The 17,167-nt window shown below is 64.9% G+C and carries 14 protein-coding genes; 8 read left to right on the top strand and 6 right to left on the bottom strand.

The features are described 5' to 3' along the window. Positions 1–166: 166 nt before the first annotated feature. Entirely contained in the window at positions 167–940 is a 774-nt protein-coding gene (rlmB, locus tag PanNE5_RS20300; protein ID WP_017235749.1) for a 23S rRNA (guanosine(2251)-2'-O)-methyltransferase RlmB, read from the top strand. Between the two features lie 118 nt (positions 941–1,058). Here rlmB and tal read toward each other — a convergent pair whose 3' ends face one another. Next, positions 1,059–2,009, bottom strand: a complete 951-nt coding sequence (gene tal / locus PanNE5_RS20295) for a transaldolase (RefSeq protein WP_017235750.1) — start codon at positions 2,007–2,009, stop codon at positions 1,059–1,061. 127 nt (positions 2,010–2,136) lie between these two features. Here tal and rpiA point away from each other — a divergent pair, with 127 nt between their 5' ends. Together rpiA and PanNE5_RS20285 are read left to right on the top strand one after the other, a co-directional pair. Next, positions 2,137–2,829 (top strand): ribose-5-phosphate isomerase RpiA, encoded by a 693-nt coding sequence (rpiA, locus tag PanNE5_RS20290; RefSeq protein WP_150563596.1) that lies wholly within the window; start codon positions 2,137–2,139, stop codon positions 2,827–2,829. Between the two features lie 15 nt (positions 2,830–2,844). Continuing rightward, on the top strand, positions 2,845–3,912 hold the full coding sequence (locus tag PanNE5_RS20285) for a hypothetical protein (RefSeq protein WP_017235752.1): 1,068 nt from the start codon (positions 2,845–2,847) through the stop codon (positions 3,910–3,912). A 186-nt stretch (positions 3,913–4,098) separates the two neighbouring features. Here the strand turns inward: PanNE5_RS20285 and PanNE5_RS20280 are convergent, their stop codons facing one another. Both PanNE5_RS20280 and argA read right to left on the bottom strand, forming a co-directional pair. Beyond that, the gene (locus tag PanNE5_RS20280; protein WP_017235753.1) at positions 4,099–4,374 is read right to left on the bottom strand and encodes an oxidative damage protection protein; all 276 of its coding nucleotides are present in this window, start codon (positions 4,372–4,374) and stop codon (positions 4,099–4,101) included. Positions 4,375–4,549: 175 nt separating this feature from the next. Beyond that, positions 4,550–5,899, bottom strand: a complete 1,350-nt coding sequence (argA, locus tag PanNE5_RS20275; protein WP_130025723.1) for an amino-acid N-acetyltransferase — start codon at positions 5,897–5,899, stop codon at positions 4,550–4,552. Positions 5,900–5,994: 95 nt separating this feature from the next. On the opposite strand from argA, the gene hrpA reads away from it, so the two are divergent. The 4 genes from hrpA to PanNE5_RS20255 all read left to right on the top strand — a co-directional run bounded on the left by hrpA (position 5,995) and on the right by PanNE5_RS20255 (position 13,429). Then, entirely contained in the window at positions 5,995–10,086 is a 4,092-nt protein-coding gene (hrpA, locus tag PanNE5_RS20270) for an ATP-dependent RNA helicase HrpA (RefSeq protein WP_261938714.1), read from the top strand. Between the two features lie 376 nt (positions 10,087–10,462). Further along, entirely contained in the window at positions 10,463–11,458 is a 996-nt protein-coding gene (locus PanNE5_RS20265) for a YncE family protein (RefSeq protein WP_261938713.1), read from the top strand. 118 nt (positions 11,459–11,576) lie between these two features. Further along, positions 11,577–12,497 carry an EI24 domain-containing protein gene (locus tag PanNE5_RS20260; protein WP_017231390.1) on the top strand — a complete coding sequence of 307 codons (921 nt, stop codon included), beginning with the start codon at positions 11,577–11,579 and terminating at the stop codon, positions 12,495–12,497. Positions 12,498–12,589: 92 nt separating this feature from the next. Beyond that, a complete protein-coding gene (locus PanNE5_RS20255; protein ID WP_017231389.1) occupies positions 12,590–13,429 on the top strand; it encodes a competence/damage-inducible protein A in 840 nt (279 codons plus the stop codon). A 115-nt stretch (positions 13,430–13,544) separates the two neighbouring features. Here the strand turns inward: PanNE5_RS20255 and PanNE5_RS20250 are convergent, their stop codons facing one another. Then, entirely contained in the window at positions 13,545–14,561 is a 1,017-nt protein-coding gene (locus tag PanNE5_RS20250) for a zinc-binding alcohol dehydrogenase family protein (protein WP_017231388.1), read from the bottom strand. Between the two features lie 137 nt (positions 14,562–14,698). On the opposite strand from PanNE5_RS20250, the gene PanNE5_RS20245 reads away from it, so the two are divergent. After that, complete coding sequence (locus PanNE5_RS20245; RefSeq protein WP_150563591.1) at positions 14,699–15,631, top strand: LysR family transcriptional regulator; 933 nt, start codon at positions 14,699–14,701, stop codon at positions 15,629–15,631. 12 nt (positions 15,632–15,643) lie between these two features. On the opposite strand, the gene PanNE5_RS20240 is transcribed toward PanNE5_RS20245, so the two are convergent. Further along, positions 15,644–16,066, bottom strand: a complete 423-nt coding sequence (locus tag PanNE5_RS20240) for a YybH family protein (protein WP_051060029.1) — start codon at positions 16,064–16,066, stop codon at positions 15,644–15,646. A 271-nt stretch (positions 16,067–16,337) separates the two neighbouring features. Beyond that, positions 16,338–17,066, bottom strand: a complete 729-nt coding sequence (gene fnr / locus PanNE5_RS20235) for a fumarate/nitrate reduction transcriptional regulator Fnr (protein ID WP_150563590.1) — start codon at positions 17,064–17,066, stop codon at positions 16,338–16,340. Between the last annotated feature and the right edge of the window lie 101 nt (positions 17,067–17,167).

Genomic DNA, 17,167 nt, shown 5'->3' with positions numbered 1-17,167 from the left:
CGGAGGGTTTGCAGTAAGATGGGCGCCTTGTGCCGGCGGTGACCGGCAACAGGGGTCCGCGATGGATTGCGGCGGCGGTGGCCCATGCGGGCTCCGCCGCCGTCGTGCTTTGTGCGGCGCCCGTTGTCGGCGGCCGTGCCGGCACACGCTATTTTGAGGATGTGAAATGAGTCAATTGAAACTGCTGTTCGGCTTTCATGCCGTGACGGCGCGTCTGCGCCACGATGCCGGTAGCGTCGAAGAGATTTACTACGATCCGAGCCGGCGCGATCGCCGCATGACGGACTTCCTGAAGCACGTTGAGTCGCTCAAGGGCGCCCCGGGCGTAAAGGTCAAGGTCATTCAGGCCGACGGCAAGCGCCTGGACGGCATGGCCGGTTCGTCGCGCCATCAAGGCGTGGTTGCGCGTGCTCAGGAAGTGTCGCTGGCGCTGAACCTCGACGAATTGCTCGATGGCATCTCCGGGCCGCCGCTGCTGCTCGTGCTCGACGGCGTGACCGATCCGCACAACCTCGGCGCGTGCCTGCGTGTGGCCGACGGGGCCGGGGCGCACGCGGTCATCGCACCGAAAGACCGCGCCGTCGGTCTGAATGCGACCGCCGCCAAGGTGGCCAGCGGTGCGGCGGAAACCGTGCCTTACATCATGGTGACGAACCTCTCGCGCACGCTTCGGGAATTGCAGGAGCGTGGTATCTGGGTGGTCGGCACCTCCGACGACGCCCCTGCCGACATCTACCGCACCAAGCTCACCGGACCGATGGCGATTGTCATGGGGGCGGAAGGCGAGGGCATGCGCCGACTGGTGCGCGAGCACTGCGACGAGCTGATGAGTATTCCGATGGCGGGCGGCTGCGAAAGCCTGAACGTTTCGGTAGCGAGCGCCGTCTGCCTGTACGAAGCGGTACGCCAGCGCGCAGTGGCGGCCAAAGGCGCCAAGTGACAAACGTGAAGTGAGCGACTTCACGCCGAGGGGACGACGTCAAGGACGTGAGGTCAGCGGCGCGAAGCCAGGCCAGCGACGCCCGGCGCAAGATTGCCGGGCACGTCGCAGGGGTCGTTTAGCGTGCCGCGTCGATCAGCGCTTCCAGCTTGATCGCATCGGCGGCAAACGCGCGGATCCCTTCCGCGAGTTTTTCGGTCGCCATGGCATCGTCGTTGAGCGCAAAGCGGAACGACGGCTCATCCGTTTTCACGCGATCGATGCTCGCGGCGCGGGCGTCCTTCGCGTCGAGCCGTCGAGGCACTTCGCTCTGTGTCGTGCGGAGTTGTTCGAGCAGGGCGGGGCTGATCGTCAGCAGATCGCAGCCTGCCAATGCCAGGATCTGCCCGGTCGAGCGGAAGCTCGCACCCATGACTTCCGTGTCATGGCCGAAGTGCTTGTAATAGCGATAGATGGCGGCCACCGAGCGCACGCCCGGATCGTTCTCTCCCGCGTTGTCCGCCTCGACCCAGTTCGCACCCGCCGACTTCTTGTACCAATCGTAGATTCGACCGACAAACGGCGAAATCAGCCGGGCGCCTGCCTCGGCGCAGGCCGCCGCTTGCACCAGCGAAAACAGCAGCGTCATGTTGCAGCGAATTCCGTCGCGCTCGAGAATCTCGGCCGCGCGAATGCCTTCCCACGTCGAAGCAATCTTGATGAGCACGCGGTCGCGCTCGATGCCTTGCGCCTCATACATGGCGATGAGCTTGCGCGCACGGACCACCGTGCCGGCCGTATCGAACGACAGTCGCGCGTCCACTTCCGTCGACACGCGACCCGGCACGATGTCCAGAATCTCCCGCCCGAAGGCAATCAGCAGACGGTCGATGATCTCCGCGGTGGATTCCGCGCGGTGTTCACTGACGATGCGGGTGAGCATCGGGCGGTAGGCGTCCTTCTGGACGGCACCGAGAATCAGCGACGGGTTGGTCGTGGCGTCTTGCGGCTTGTAGGCGTCCATCGCCTGGAAGTCGCCGGTGTCGGCAACAACGATCGTGTGGCGTTTGAGCTGGTCGAGCTGATTCATGAGAGCGGCCTTGCGAGAAATGCACTGCGTGACATGAAGTCCGGGATGCGACCGGGCGATGAAAAACGGCGCGGCCCGCCTGACTCCGGTAAACTTCCGACTTTACCAAACTTTGCCGGAAATCCCCATGACCCAGGACGAACTCAAGCGCTTGGTCGGCGAGGCCGCCGCCGACTATGTGAACCAGCACGTGCCCGAGGGCAGCGTGATCGGCGTGGGCACCGGGTCCACCGCGAACTGCTTTATCGACGCGCTCGCCGTCCACAAGGGCCGCTATCGCGGTGCCGTCTCCAGTTCCGAGGCCAGCACCGAGCGTCTGCGCAAACATGGCATCGAAGTCTTCGACCTCAACCAGATCGACAGCCTGCCGGTCTACGTCGACGGTGCCGACGAGATCAACGCGCTTGGCCACATGATCAAGGGCGGCGGCGGGGCGCTCACGCGCGAGAAGATCGTCGCCTCGGTGGCGAAGGAATTCGTGTGCGTCGTCGACGCGTCCAAGGAAGTTGCCGTGCTTGGCGTCTTTCCGCTGCCGGTCGAAGTGATCCCGATGGCGCAGGCGAGCGTCGCCCGTGCGCTGACGGCGCTGGGTGGCAAGCCGCAGGCGCGGGTGCGTGCCGACGGCAGCCCGTACATGACCGACAATGGGTGTGCGATTCTTGACGTCCACGGGCTGCAGATCCTCGATCCGGTGGCGTTCGAGGCGCAGGTCAACCAGATCCCGGGCGTCGTGACCGTAGGGCTCTTCGCACAGCGCGGCGCGGACATCACGCTCATGGGTACGCCGCAAGGCGTGCGCACGCTCGACTACCACAACTGATCCCGGGAGGGCAGGATGGCTGGATCGCGTCGTCTTCCCGAAACCTGGTTCCGCCGTGGCCTGTGGCTGATCGCCGTGTTATTTGCGGCGTTCCTCATTGGCCTGGGCGGGCTCGTCGTCGACAAATTGCCGGGCGTAGCGCCTGCGCCGACGCTCGACTCGTTCGTCGATCGCGGGCAGGCGGCCGGTGCCGACGCCGCCATCAAGCAGGCGCAGACACAGCTCGAAGATGTCGAGAGCCGGTTGGAGACGGCGCGTTTGCAGCTCAAGGCGCGGAGTACGGCGTATCGCAGTGCGCGAGAGTCGTTCAACGATTGGGTGGCCACGCGTACGGCGACGGCGCAGGCCAGTCAGGATACGGAGCTTGTTGCGCGCACGCAGGCGCTCGATGCCTTGAAGGCGGCGCAGCGCGACGTCCAGACGCAAGTCGATGCCCTCGAGGCAAAACAGCTGGATGCCCAGCGCGCGGTGCAGTCGGCGCGCATGGCGCGCTATGCGCTGAACACGGCGGCGGGAGAAAAGCTTGCGGCGATCCAGCGTGCGCAGGATTTGAAAGTATTCGGCATTCGGCTTGCGCTTACGCTGCCATTGCTGGTGGTGGCGGGATGGCTCTTTGTGCGCCAGCGCAAAAGCACGTGGTGGCCATTCGTGTGGGGCTTCATCTTCTTCGCGCTGTTTGCGTTCTTCGTAGAGCTGGTGCCGTACTTGCCGGACTACGGTGGATATGTGCGGTACCTCGTGGGCATTGTGCTCACGGTGATGATCGGACGCTACGCCATCGTGTCGTTGCAGCGATACCTGGCGAGGCAGAGGGCGGAGGAGCAGTTACCGGACGAAGAGCGTCGCAAGACGTTGTCGTACGATCTGGCGCAGGCGCGGTTGGCGAAGTCGGTGTGTCCGGGGTGTGAGCGTCCGGTGAAATTGGACGATCCGAATCGCGATTACTGCGTGCACTGTGGCATTTGCCTGTTTGACCATTGCGGTGTGTGCGATGCGCGCAAAAACGCGTTCGCGCATTTCTGCCACCACTGCGGAGCGGCTTCGGCTGGCAAGGCGGCCGTGGGTGGCACGACGCCCGCCTGACCAGCACATCCAGCAGATCCCAATCGAGAAAAAAAGCATACGAGCCTATTCGCCTGCCTGTTTCCCGACGCCGGTGGCATGGTGCCATAGGGCGTATGCGGGGACGGATCGGGGCCCCTTTCTGCAGCGAGTTGGGTTTATGTCTGAGCGGCGGAAAGGGGCCCCGATCCGTCGGGGGGGAGGCGCTTACTCAGAGGGCGGCGGCACATAGCCTTGAGCGACATCGGCGCCGTCTCCGAAGAAATACTTTTCGGTTTGCTTGACGAGGTATTGGCGGGCGCGCGGATCGGCCATATTCAGGCGATTTTCATTGATCAGCATGGTTTGTTGCTTGAGCCAGCCGGCCCAGGCTTCTTTCGAGACGCTTTCCCAGAGGCGTTTGCCAAGTTCGCCGGGCATGGGGGGGAAATCGAGACCTTCGGCTTCTTTGCCGAGTTTGACGCATTGAATCATGCGAGCCATGGGGAACTCCTTCGTGATCTGGTTGGGGCGTGAATGAATGTTGGGCGCTTGAGTCGAAACCCTTTGGGGGAATCGACATGCGACGAAAAAGCGCGCTGCGGCCGAGAGCGGTAGATGGGGACAACGGCGCGAGACACAAGGGGGCCTTGGGCGTGCGCCGCCTGCCTGCCCTTCGTTACAGCTTCTTGATGAGCACCAGCGAGCGGCGTTGCCAGTTATACAGGCGTCGGCGGTCGGCCGGCAGATCGTCGACGCCTGCCTTGACGAAGCCGCGCTTGAGGAACCAGTGCTCGGTGCGCGTGGTGAGAACGAACAGGCGATCCAGACCGCGGGCACGGGCGCGTTGCTCGATGTGTTTGAGCAGGCGTTCGCCGTCCCCGGAGCCTTGCGCTTCCGGGTCGACGGTCAGGCAGGCCATCTCCCCGATGCGTTCCATCGGATACGAATAGAGTGCCGCGCAGCCGAACAGGCGACCATCGTGCTCGATGACCGAGAAGTGATCGATGTCGCGCTCCAGCTGGTTGCGACCGCGTCGCACCAGCGTGCCGTCTGCCTCCAGCGGTTCGATGAGCTGCAGAATGCCGCCGACGTCGTCGATCGTCGCTTCGCGCAGGCTCTCCAGGTTCTCGTACGAGATCATGGTGCCCACGCCGTCGTGCGAGAACAGTTCGAGCAGCATGCTGCCGTCGAGCGCGAAGGGCACGATGTGGGCACGGCCGACACCCGCCCGGCAGGCGCGCGTCGCGTACTTAAGATAGAACGCCGAATCGCGGTCGAGCGTACCTTGCGACTGCAGGCGCTGGGCGTCTTCGAGGGTGAGTTCGTGCTGCAACTCGTTGTACTCGTTCATGACGCCGGGCGTTTCCGTGATGAAAATCAGCTTGTCGGCACGCAGCGCGATGGCCGCCGACGACGCCACATCTTCCATCGTCAGATTGAACGACTGACCGGTCGGCGAGAAGCCCAGCGGGGAGAGCAGCACGATCTTGCCGCTCGCCAGCGACAGGCGAATCGACTCGGCATCGACCTTGCGAACCACGCCGGTGTGCTGAAAATCCACGCCGTCCACGATGCCCACCGGGCGCCCCGTCACGAAGTTGCCCGACACGACGCTGATGCGCGCATTGCCCATGGGCGTGTTCGGCAGCCCCTGGCTGATCGACGCTTCGATGTCCAGCCGCAGTTCCCCGGCCGCTTCCTTCACCGCTTCGAGCGCGGCCGCGTCGGTAATGCGCAACTGCTGGGCGAAGTGCGACTCGATATGTCGCAGGCGCATCTGCTCCTCGACCTGCGGTCGCGAACCGTGCACCAGCACGATATGCATGCCCATCGCGCACAGCAGCGCGACATCCTGAATCAGGGTGTCGAGTCCGCCCGCCGCGACGAGTTCGCCACCGAAGGCGACCACGAAGGTCTTGTCGCGGAACGCATGGATATAAGGGGCGACCGATCGCAGCCAGTCCACGAACTGGGCTTGGTGGGCGGTCTCTTCGTCTTGTAGGGCGGGGTCGGGTTCGGTCAGCATGAGTGTACGTGCGCAAACATCCGCAGATTATATAATGCGCGCCCATGGCAAGTGATGAACGAAATCGACAATCTCCGCCCCCGAAGCCGAAAGTGATGGCTCCGGGGCATACGCGCGCCCAACCCACGGTCACCGCGTCGACTCCAAAGCCCGCCAGGCTGCCCAAACCCGCGAACACGGGGCAGGCCGGCGGCCCGAACCCGGCAGCGGGGCGACGCACGACGCCGGCCGAGCGCGCCGCGCGCGACGCCGAACGCCTCGCGGCGCGCCAGGCCGCCGCCAATCCGCTTCCCGACATCGTCTTTCCCGAGGCGCTGCCCGTCTCCGGCCGGCGCGACGAGATTGCGCGCGCCATCGCCGGCCATCAGGTCGTCATCGTGAGCGGCGAGACCGGCTCGGGCAAGACCACTCAGCTTCCCAAAATCTGCCTCGCGCTCGGCCGCGGGCTTGGCGCGGGCGGCACCGGCCTGATCGGCCACACCCAACCACGTCGGATCGCCGCGTCGGCCACCGCGCGCCGCATCGCCGACGAACTCAACACCCCGCTTGGCGACATCGTCGGCTTCAAGGTGCGCTTCAACGACACCTTGTCCCACGGCGCGTCCGTCAAACTGATGACCGACGGCATTCTGCTCGCCGAGACGCAGACCGATCCGCTGTTGCGCGCGTACGACACTCTCATCATTGACGAGGCGCACGAGCGCAGCCTGAACATCGACTTTCTGCTCGGCTACCTCAAGCAGTTGCTGCCGCGTCGGCCCGACCTGAAAGTCATCATCACGTCGGCCACCATCGACGCCGATCGCTTCGCCCGCCATTTCGGCACGGGCGAGGGCGACCACCTGCGCCCAGCGCCGGTCATCGAAGTGAGCGGGCGCCTGTACCCCGTTGAAGTGCGCTACCGCCCGATCCAGGACGATGCGCGCATCGCGAACGCGCTGGGGCGCGAAGGCAGCCGCGCCAGCGCGCGCGATCGCGAACGGGACCTGATGGACGGGATCGTCGACGCCGTCGACGAACTGTGCCGCGAAGGCGCCGGCGACGTGCTCGTCTTCCTGCCCGGCGAGCGCGAAATCCGCGAGGCGGCCGAGTCGTTGCGCAAGCATCATCCGCCGCACACCGAAATTCTGCCGCTCTTCGCACGGCTCTCGGGCCCCGAGCAGGAGCGTGTGTTCAAACCGTCCAACGCGCGCCGTATCGTGCTGGCCACCAACGTGGCGGAAACCTCGCTCACGGTGCCGGGTGTTCGCTACGTGGTCGATGCCGGTACCGCGCGCGTCAAGCGATACTCGTACCGCAACAAGGTCGAACAACTACAGATCGAGCCGATCTCGCAGGCCGCCGCCAACCAGCGCGCGGGGCGCTGCGGCCGCGTGGCCGACGGCGTGTGTATTCGTCTGTACGACGAAGCCGACTTCCAGGCGCGCGCGCGCTTCACCGATCCGGAAATCCTGCGCTCGTCGCTTGCCGCCGTCATTCTGCGCATGCAGTCGCTGCGGCTCGCCAAGGTCGAGGAATTCCCGTTCATCGAACCGCCGCCCGGCCGGGCCGTTGCCGACGGCTATCAACTGTTGGGCGAACTCGGTGCGGTCGACGACACCAACCAGCTCACCCCGCTTGGGCGCGAACTGGCGCGTCTGCCGCTCGATCCCCGCGTGGGCCGCATGATTCTGGCGGCGCGCGACCAGCAGTCGCTGCGCGAAGTCCTCATCATCGCGAGTGCGCTGGCCGTGCAGGATCCGCGTGACCGCCCGCTCGAAGCGCAGGACGCCGCCGACAACGCCCATCGCAAGTTTGCCGACGAACGCTCCGAATTCCTCTCGTGGCTCAAGATCTGGCAGTGGTTCGAAGAGGCGATCGCGCACAAGAAGTCGAACCGGCTGCTCGGACAAGCCTGCCGCGACAACTTCCTGTCGCAATTGCGCCTGCGCGAATGGCGCGACGTGCATAGCCAGTTGCTCACCGTCGTGCGCGAACAGGGATGGCGCATCAACGCGTCGGAGGCGACTTACGAGCAGGTGCATCTTGCCTTGCTCGCGGGCCTGCTCGGCAACATCGGCTGCAAGGCCGACGACGATCCGCATTTCCTCGGCGCGCATGGCATCAAGTTCCACATCTGGCCGGGATCGTCGCTCGTGAAGAAGGCCGGGCGCTGGGTGATGGCCGGCGAACTCGTCGAGACGAGCCGGCTCTACGCACGATGCATCGCCCGGATCGAGCCGGAGTGGATCGAACGTGTCGGCAAGCACTTGGTGAAGACGTCGCTCTCCGACGCGCATTGGGAGAAGAAGGCCGCGCAAGTCGTGGCGTACGAACGCGGCATGCTCTATGGCCTGACGATCTATGCGCGCCGACGGATGAACTTCGGCCCGCGCGATCCGCGTCGCGCCCGCGAAATCTTCCTGCGCAGTGCGCTCGTGGAAGGCGAATGGGAGACCAAGCTCCCGTTCTACGCCCACAATCGCAAGCTGATCGCCGACATCGAGCAGCTCGAACACAAGTCGCGCCGCCAGGACGTGCTTGTCGACGACGAACTGATCTACGCGTATTACGATGCCCATGTCCCCGCCGATCTCTACGACGGCGCGAGCTTCGAGCACTGGTATCGCGAAACGGCCAAGGGCTCGCCGAAGCTGCTCTACCTCGTGCGCGACGATCTGATGCGTCACGAGGCAGCGGGCGTCACGACCGACTTGTTCCCGAAGAAGACGGCCATTGCGGGCATCGACATGGTGCTCAGCTATCACTTCGAACCGGGCTCGCCGCGCGATGGCGTAACGCTCGCCGTGCCGCTCTACGCGCTCAATCAGGTCGACGCGCGCCGCTGCGAATGGCTGGTGCCGGGCATGCTCAAAGAGAAGGCGCACCTGCTGATGAAGTCGCTGCCGCAGAAGCTGCGGCGTCACTTCGTACCGTTGCCCGAGTTTGCGGCCGGCTTCGTCGACCGGGCGACGTTCGGACAGGGCGCGCTGCTCGATGCCCTCATCGCCGACGCGCGCGAACAGACCGGCGTCATGCTCAAGTCCAGTGACTTCAAGTTCGAAATGCTTCCGGCGCACCTGTCGATGAACTTCAAGGTGATCGACGAACACGGGCGTCAACTCGGCATGGGACGCAATCTCCCGCAACTGCGTGCCGAACTCGGTCAGCAGGCGCAGCGCACATTTCAGCAGTTGGCGGCGAAGAGTGGCGCGACGCCGACCCGTGGTTCCGCCGTCGAGCCCGACGCACATGGTGCATCGGCGACGACGTCGCCGGCGGCGCGCGGCGAGGCGCGTGGTGCGGGACGGGCGGGCACGCAGGCAGCGCCTTCAGCGGCCGCTGTCGAGCCCGGCCGCTACGACAACCTCACGACGTGGAGCTTCGGCGAACTGCCCGAGATGCTGGAAATCCGTCGCGGCGGTCAGACGTTGTTCGGCTACCCGGCCTTGGTCGAGCGCGGCGATCACTGCGATCTCGAAGTGTTCGACGATCCGCACGAAGCGCAACGGCAGCATCGCGCGGGTCTGCGTCGGCTCTTCGCGATTCAACTGCGCGAGCAGGTGAAGTATCTGGAGAAGAACATCCCGGGCCTGCAGCAGATGGCGATGCAGTACATGAACCTGGGGACGCAAGAAGCACTGCGGGAGCAGATCGTCGATCTGGCGCTGGAGCGTGCGTGCCTTCAGTTGCCTTGGCCGAGCGATAACGCGTCGTTCGTCGCGCGCAAGGACGAGGGGCGGGGACGCCTCACGCTGCTCGCGCAGGAGATCGCGCGGCTGGCCGGACAGATTCTCACCGAGTACGCGACCTTGCAGAAGAAGCTGACCCAGGCCAAGCCGTTCGCGCAGGCGTATGCGGATCTGACGGCACAGTTGCAACGGCTGATCGGCAAGCGGTTCCTGATCGACACGCCGTACGCGCAACTGGCGCATTTCCCGCGCTATCTGAAGGCGATGGCCGGACGTATCGACAAGCTCAAGGCGGATCCGACCCGCGACGCCCGCGCCATGAGCGAACTGGGGCCGTTGCTGCAGAACTGGCAGCGGGCGACGTCGCAACGCCGCGATCAGGGCGACGCGCGACTCGAGGAGTTCCGCTGGCTGCTCGAGGAGTTGCGCGTCTCGCTATTCGCGCAGGAGTTGCGCACGCCCATGCCGGTGTCGGTCAAGCGTCTGCACAAGGTTTGGGAGGCGTTGCAGCGCTGACGTGCTGAGGGCGCGGCCGTCGTGCGCAACGATGGCTGCGAGCGCTGCGAGCGCTGCGATCTCGTTGATCCCGGCGAGCGTCGCGGACTTGGCGACCAAGCTGATTCGGGGGATGCCAACCCACGCGTGCAATGACGGCGTTCGGCCCCGACGCCAACCCCCGACACCATTTCGATGGGACATCCGCTTGCCGGTTTGCGCTACGTCAGAAAGTGTCGAAATTATGTTTCGATACGTAAAAAAAGGTGCGCCGGACGCGCGTTGACGGGGTGTTCCCGGCCTACAATGGCGAGTCGCTACGACGTATCGAGAACGGGCGGTCCACGCGCCGTTTTCGCCACTTTTCCTGCCTAATTTTCTCCCGAGAGACGCTGCAATGCGCAGACTGCTGATCGCTGCCGGTCTGGTGGCTTCCTTCGGTCTGGCGGCGCTCGCTGCGCCGGCCACGGCTGCGGCGCCGGCGCCCGACAGTGTCGTGGTCGTGCTCAACTCGGCCGACGCCAGCGTCAGCCTGATCGACAAGGCGACGCAGAAGGTCATCCAGACGTTCCCGGTTGGCAAGGAGCCGCATCATCTCATGGCCACGCCCGACAATCAGTCGCTCATCGTGGCGAATTCGGTCGGCAACAACCTCATCTTCCTCGACCCGAAGACGGGACAGGTCCAGCGCAAGATCGAGAACGTCGAGGACCCCTACCAGATTGGCTTCTCGCCGGACAAGAAGTGGTTCGTCGCCAACGCCCTGCGACTGGATCGCGTGGACGTGTATCGCTATGACGGCAAGAACCTGAGCGTGGCGCAGCGCATTCCCCTCAAGAAGATGCCGAGCCACCTGGTCTTCACGCAGGACAGCAAACTTGTCTTTATCTCGTTGCAGCAGTCCAACGAGATCGCCGCCATCGATCTGGCCACTCAGAAAGTGCTCTGGACGATGAAGGTGGGCGACAGTCCGGCAGGGGTGTGGCTCACGCCGGGGGACAAATACCTGCTCGTGGGAATGACCGGCGCGGACTATGCCGCCGTGGTCGACTGGCGCAATCAGAAGGTGATCAAGACGATCCCGACGGGCAAGGGGGCGCACAACTTCCGATCGCTCGCCGATGGCAGGCACGTACTGATTTCGAATCGCGTGTCGAGCACGATCAGCATCGTCGATCAGGAGGCGCTCACGAACGTCGGCAACATCACCGGCCTGCTGCCGGGACCGGACGACATGGAACTCTCGGCCGACCGGAAGACGCTGTGGGTGACGTTCCGTTGGGCCCGCAAGGTCGGCATCATCGATATGACGCAGCGCAAGCTGATCAACACCATTCCGGTCGGACGATCCCCTCACGGGATCTATTTCTTCGACCGCGCCCCGGTGCTGTAACATCGGGACATCGCGACGAGGGCGTCACACCGACCGAGCGTCTCCGCTCGGGGCGCACGTTCCTCAACGCGATGGATTCCGATTCTCGTCCTGACGGCACCGACCGTATCGATACTGCATGAATGACATTCTTCGCGCGCTGGGCCGCGCGCTCGTGAGCCTGTTGCATCCGCGCATGCTGTGGCTCACCGCCATGCCCTTTGTGGTCTCCGGCCTGATCTGGGGCGCCGTGATCTGGTTCGGCTGGGTGCCGTTCACCGATTTTCTGCGCGTCTGGCTCGAACAGTGGCAGTTCACGCAATGGATCTACCGCTTCTTCGGCTATTTCGGCATCGATAGCGTGCGCATGGCGCTCGCGCCGTTCATTCTCGTCGCGCTGCTCATCCCGCTGATCGTGGTCACGGCGCTGCTGCTCATCGCGGGGTGGTCGATGCCCGCGGTGTTGCGTCACCTCTCGCGTCGCCACTACATTCATTTGGAAGCGCGGCAGGGCGGCTCGTTCTGGGGCAGTCTCGGTCAGTCGCTGGGCGCCACCGTGGTCTTTCTCGTCGCCGCGCTGCTCACGCTGCCGCTGTGGCTCGTGCCGCCGTTCTTCGCTATCGTGCCGCCGTTGTTATGGGGCTGGCTGACGTATCGCGTAATGACGTACGACGCGCTGGCGTATCACGCGAGCGCCGAGGAGCGTCGCCGGATCGTGCGCGAGCGGCGTCTGCCACTGCTGGTAATCGGCGTGGCAACCGGGCTGCTCGGCTCATTGCCGACGCTGCTGTGGGTGTCGTCGGTCATCATGATCGTGATGTTCCCGGTCATCGCGCTGCTGGCGATTTGGCTGTACGTGGTGATCTTCATATTTTCAGCGTTGTGGTTCGCGCACTATTGCCTGCGGGCATTGTCGCGATTGCGCGCGGCCGAGGCGGCGCGTCACGAGCCGATGCTCGGGGCAACGCTGTTGCCTGTGGCGAGCCCGCCGTCGCGAGAGAGCGAGGACCTGCCGCCTGCGTTGCCGCCGGGGCGAGGGTCGTCGAACGGTTCGCCGTGAAAGTGGCACAATCGTGTGACTGCGCGCTGCCGCCGGGCGGCGCCGCGCGCTTCCCCCCCCCCAGGCCCTGACGACAAGATAAAGGAAGCATCATGGCGGTCGGCATCATCATCATCGGCGACGAGATTCTCTCCGGGCGCCGTCAAGACAAACATCTCCCCAAGATCGTCGAACTGCTCACCGAGCGCGGCATGCAACTCGGCTGGGCCGAATATGTGGGTGACGACCCTGAGCGCATCACGGCCACGCTGCGACGCACGTTTGCGAGCGAGGATATCGTTTTCGTCACCGGCGGCATCGGGGCGACGCCCGACGATCACACGCGTCAGTGCGCCGCGGCGGCACTCAATGTCCCGCTCGTGCTCACGCCGGAAGCCGAGGCGCTCATCATGGAGCGCATCGCCGACACCAGTCCCGACGGACGTGCGGACATGAGCCAGCCCGATAACCGGCATCGTCTGAAGATGGGCGAGTTTCCGGTCGGCGCGCGCGTGCTGCCGAATCCCTACAACAAGATTCCGGGGTTCTCGGTCGAGCGGCATCACTTCATGCCGGGATTCCCGGTCATGGCGTGGCCGATGATGGCGTGGGTGCTCGACACGGACTACGCCGAGTTGCATCACCTGACGAAGCACGCCGAGCGATCGGTGCTGGTGTTCGGGTTGGCCGAGTCGACATTGACGCCGCTCATGGAGGCCATCGAAGCCGAATATGGCGGCGTGAAAGTGTTCAGTCTGCCCAGCGTGGGCGACGCGCAACGTGGCGCGATCTACGCGCGCCGACATATCGACCTGGGCGTGAAGGGCGACCCCGCACTGGTTGGCGCGGCGTTCGAGCGACTGATTGCCGGGGTGAATGCGCTGGGCGGCGAGATCGTGCATCCGACCGAGGCGCTCGCGCTGCCCGAGGGCACGCTGCCGTCGGGCAATTGACGGGCGGGCGGTACTGCCGCGAGAGCGCATAAAAACGGCGCTTGCCTGTGAAGGGCAAGCGCCGTTTTTCGTTGCCGGCGCGCACGGCGGGAACCATGCGCGCCCTGCGCGCCGGTCAGAATCCGGCGAGCACGAGTTTGCCGATGGTGCGTCCGCCTTCGAGCTGCGCGTGGGCGCGGCGCAGGTTCACCGCGTTGATCGGGCCCAGGACCTCGCCCACCGTCGTGCGCAGCGTACCTGCATCGACCCGGCGTGCCACTTCGGTCAGCAGCGTGTGCTGCGCGATCATGTCCGGCGTTGCGAACATGGCGCGCGTGAACATGAACTCCCAGACGAACGTGGCGCTCTTGTTTTTGAGCAGACCGATGTCGAGCGGACCCGCATTCTCCACGATGGAGCAGATCTTGCCTTGTGGGGCGACGACCTGCGCCATGGCGGGGAAATGCGCGTCGGTGTCGTTCAGGCACAGTACGAAATCCACCTGTGGCATGCCGATCGACTGCAGCTGCGCCGGAATGTCCTGGGTATGGTCGATCACGTGTTGCGCACCGAGTTGACGACACCAGTCGGCCGATGCCGGGCGCGACGCGGTAGCGACGATGTGCAGATGGGCAAGGCGTCGCGCGAGCTGAATGGCAATCGAGCCGACGCCGCCGGCACCGCCGACGATGAGGATCGACTTGCCCTCATCGCCGCCGTCGGGAGCGATGCCAAGGCGGTCGAAAAGGGCTTCCCACGCCGTGATCGTCGTGAGTGGCAAAGCAGCGGCGCCCGCGAAGTCGAGCGACGTGGGCATGTGGCCGACGATGCGTTCGTCGACAAGATGGAACTCGCTGTTCGCGCCTGGGCGCGTGATGCTGCCCGCGTAGTACACCGGGTCGCCAACCTTGAAGAGGGTGACGTCCGGGCCGACGGCTGCGACGGTGCCCGCCGCATCCCACCCCAATACGCGCGGCGTGGCTTCGACCTTATCTTTCGGGGCGCGAACCTTGGTGTCGACCGGGTTCACGGAAATCGCTTCGACCTTGACCAGCAGGTCGCGCCCCGCGGGTGTTGGCGTCGGCAGCTCGATGTCTTCGAGCGACTTCGGGTCGTCAATCGGCAGGTAATGGGTCAATCCGACGGCTTTCATCTGTTTTCTCCTGAATAGGCGGGGCGCAGCCGGCAGTGCGCCGGCGACACCCCCGATGCGATAACGAGAGACTAAGGCTAGTCGATTGCTTTGATAATTCGCATAATGCGGAAAAGATCTTTTGGAGATTCCATCAAATGGCATTGGATCTCGATACCGTGGCGTTGTTCGTGCGCGTGGCGGCGCTCGGGAATGTGTCGGCCGCGGGGCGCGAGCAAGGGCTGTCTCCGGCCACGGCCAGTACGCGCCTGACACAACTCGAAGGTGTGCTCGGGGCACGGTTGCTGCATCGGACGACACGCAGGGTGGCGCTCACGCAAGAGGGGGAAGCCTTTCTGCGAGACGCGCAGACCTTGCTCGCGGCCGAGGCGCAAGCGATGGCAAGCGTTGGGCAGGGGCACGCAGCGCCTCAGGGGCGTTTGCGGGTGTCATGCTCCTCGTCGTTCGGGCGTCAGCATGTTTCCCCCGCCTTGTCGGCCTTCCTGGCGCGCTATCCGGGGATTTCGCTGGACTTCCGGCTCACGGATCGGGTTGTCGACCTGATCGAGGCCGGCATGGATCTCGCGATTCGCGTCGGGGCGTTGCGTGACTCGACGCTCGTTGCTCGCAAGCTCGCCCCGAATCGCCGGACATTGTGTGCGTCGCCCGCGTACCTCGCGGCGCGCGGCGCGCCGAAGCACCCAGGCGAGCTTGCCGCGCACGACTGCCTGATCCTGGGGGAGCAGCGCGATTGGCGGTTCGTGACGCCCGGTGGTCCGCTGAGCGTGCGTGTCGGCGGGCGTCTGGCGTCGGATAACGGGGAAGTGCTGCGCGACGCGGTTTTGGCGGGCCTGGGCATTGCGCTCAAGTCCACGTGGGACGTCGGCGCGCATCTGCGCAGCGGGGCGCTGGTGCCGGTGTTGCCCGCCTATCCGCTCGCGGAGGAGGTGGCGATCTGGGCCGTGTACCCGAGCCGGGCGTTCGTGCCGCCGAAAACCCATGCGCTGATCGAATTCCTGCAGGCGCGCTTTGGGCCGGCGCCGTATTGGGATGACGGCGACGACCCATCGGCTGGCCTATCGAGGCCGTAACGCGACGAAGCGTCAGTGAAGGTGATGGGGCCGCGTGAGTTGTGCGCCGGCGTCCTCGTGACCGATCGCCGGGCTGGCGTGGTGAAGCACAAGGCGCCAGCCATCGGCTTCCTTCATGTAAACGTTCGTGGCGAGCACGAAGGCGTAACGGGCTTCGGGACGGGTCTCGACCTGTACCTGTTCCAGCACGTTATGGACCGCGCACAGCGGATTGCGCGCTACCTGGAGATGACTGGCCGTGACGTGCAATCCGTCCTTGGCAAGGATCTGCTGCCAACTCTCGCGAACCGCCGCCGGGCCGACGTGGCGGGGCCCTGCCGGGTGAATGCAGACGATTTCCTCGTCTTCCGACCAGACGTCCATCAGCGTATCGGTATCGCCGGCGCGCAGCGCTTCGTAGTAGGCGTGCTCGGCGTCTTCCGGACTTAGAAAAATGGCAGCGGGCATAACGGCAGCCTCCGACGGGGTGGAGCGCCAGGCAATGGGGGCGCCTGGAGAACGCGCCGATTATGGAGCGTTTGCCGGGGCTTGTCGAACGTCGGGAGGGCAAAATCGCGCCATCGCGCGCGACGCTTGATCTGGCGCAACACGACGCGGGGGCGGGGCCGTTAGCGTATCGGTAACATCCGAGGCAGGGATGGCGGGTGACGGCGCACTGGCGGGAGCTTCGGCTGCGGGGACGCTCGTGCGTCCCCGTTGGCGGGTGTCAGCAGGGAACGCCGGCGAGTTCGTGCAGCGCGGCGGCGTCGATGATCTTGACGTGGCGCTGCCGGATTTCGATCATGCCGTTTTGTGCAAAGCGTGAAAACAGGCGGCTGACGGTTTCAAGCTTGAGGCCGAGGAAACTTCCGATTTCTTCGCGGCTCATGCGCAGCACGAATTCATGGGCGGAGTAACCGCGCGCGGACAGCCGCTCGGACAGGTTGAGCAGGAAGACGGCCAGACGTTCCTCGGCACGCATGGTGCCGAGCGCGAGCAGTTGCTGGTGCTCGTTGCGGATTTCCTGACTCATCAGGCGGTGCAACTGGCGTTGGAGCGATGGCACTTGACGCGACAACGTCTCCAGTTCGCCGAAGCGGGCGATGCACAGCTCGCTGTCTTCGAGCGCGATGGCGGTGCTCGGGTGATGGTGGTCGGCCACGGCGTCAAGGCCGATGAGTTCGCCCTGGAGGTGGAAGCCGACGACTTGCTCGCGGCCGTCGGGGGCCGTGACGCAACTTTTGAGCGAACCGAAGCGAATGCCGTAGACAGCGTGCAGATCGTCGTTCGCGTGGTACAGCACGTCGCCTTTCTTGAGGCGGCGGCGCTCGCTTACCAGTGCGTCGAGTCGTTCCAGCTCGGGTTCCGGAATGCCGACCGGCAAGCAGAATTGCCCGAGCGAACATGTGGAACAGCGGGGCTGAGCGATGGGAGTGCGACCGTTTTCTGTGGTCATGAGGGCCCCTGAAGTTTTTTGGAGAGTCTATCATGGTGCGTTGACCTATCGTTTTCCCTTTCCGCACGTCGGAATGTCGACGAGGCTTTACGGGCGTCGGT

It is taken from the genome of Pandoraea sp. NE5 (assembly GCF_024363545.1).
GTDB classification, from domain to species: Bacteria; Pseudomonadota; Gammaproteobacteria; order Burkholderiales; family Burkholderiaceae; genus Pandoraea; species Pandoraea cepalis.
This window is presented reverse-complemented; position numbering and strand designations above follow the sequence as displayed.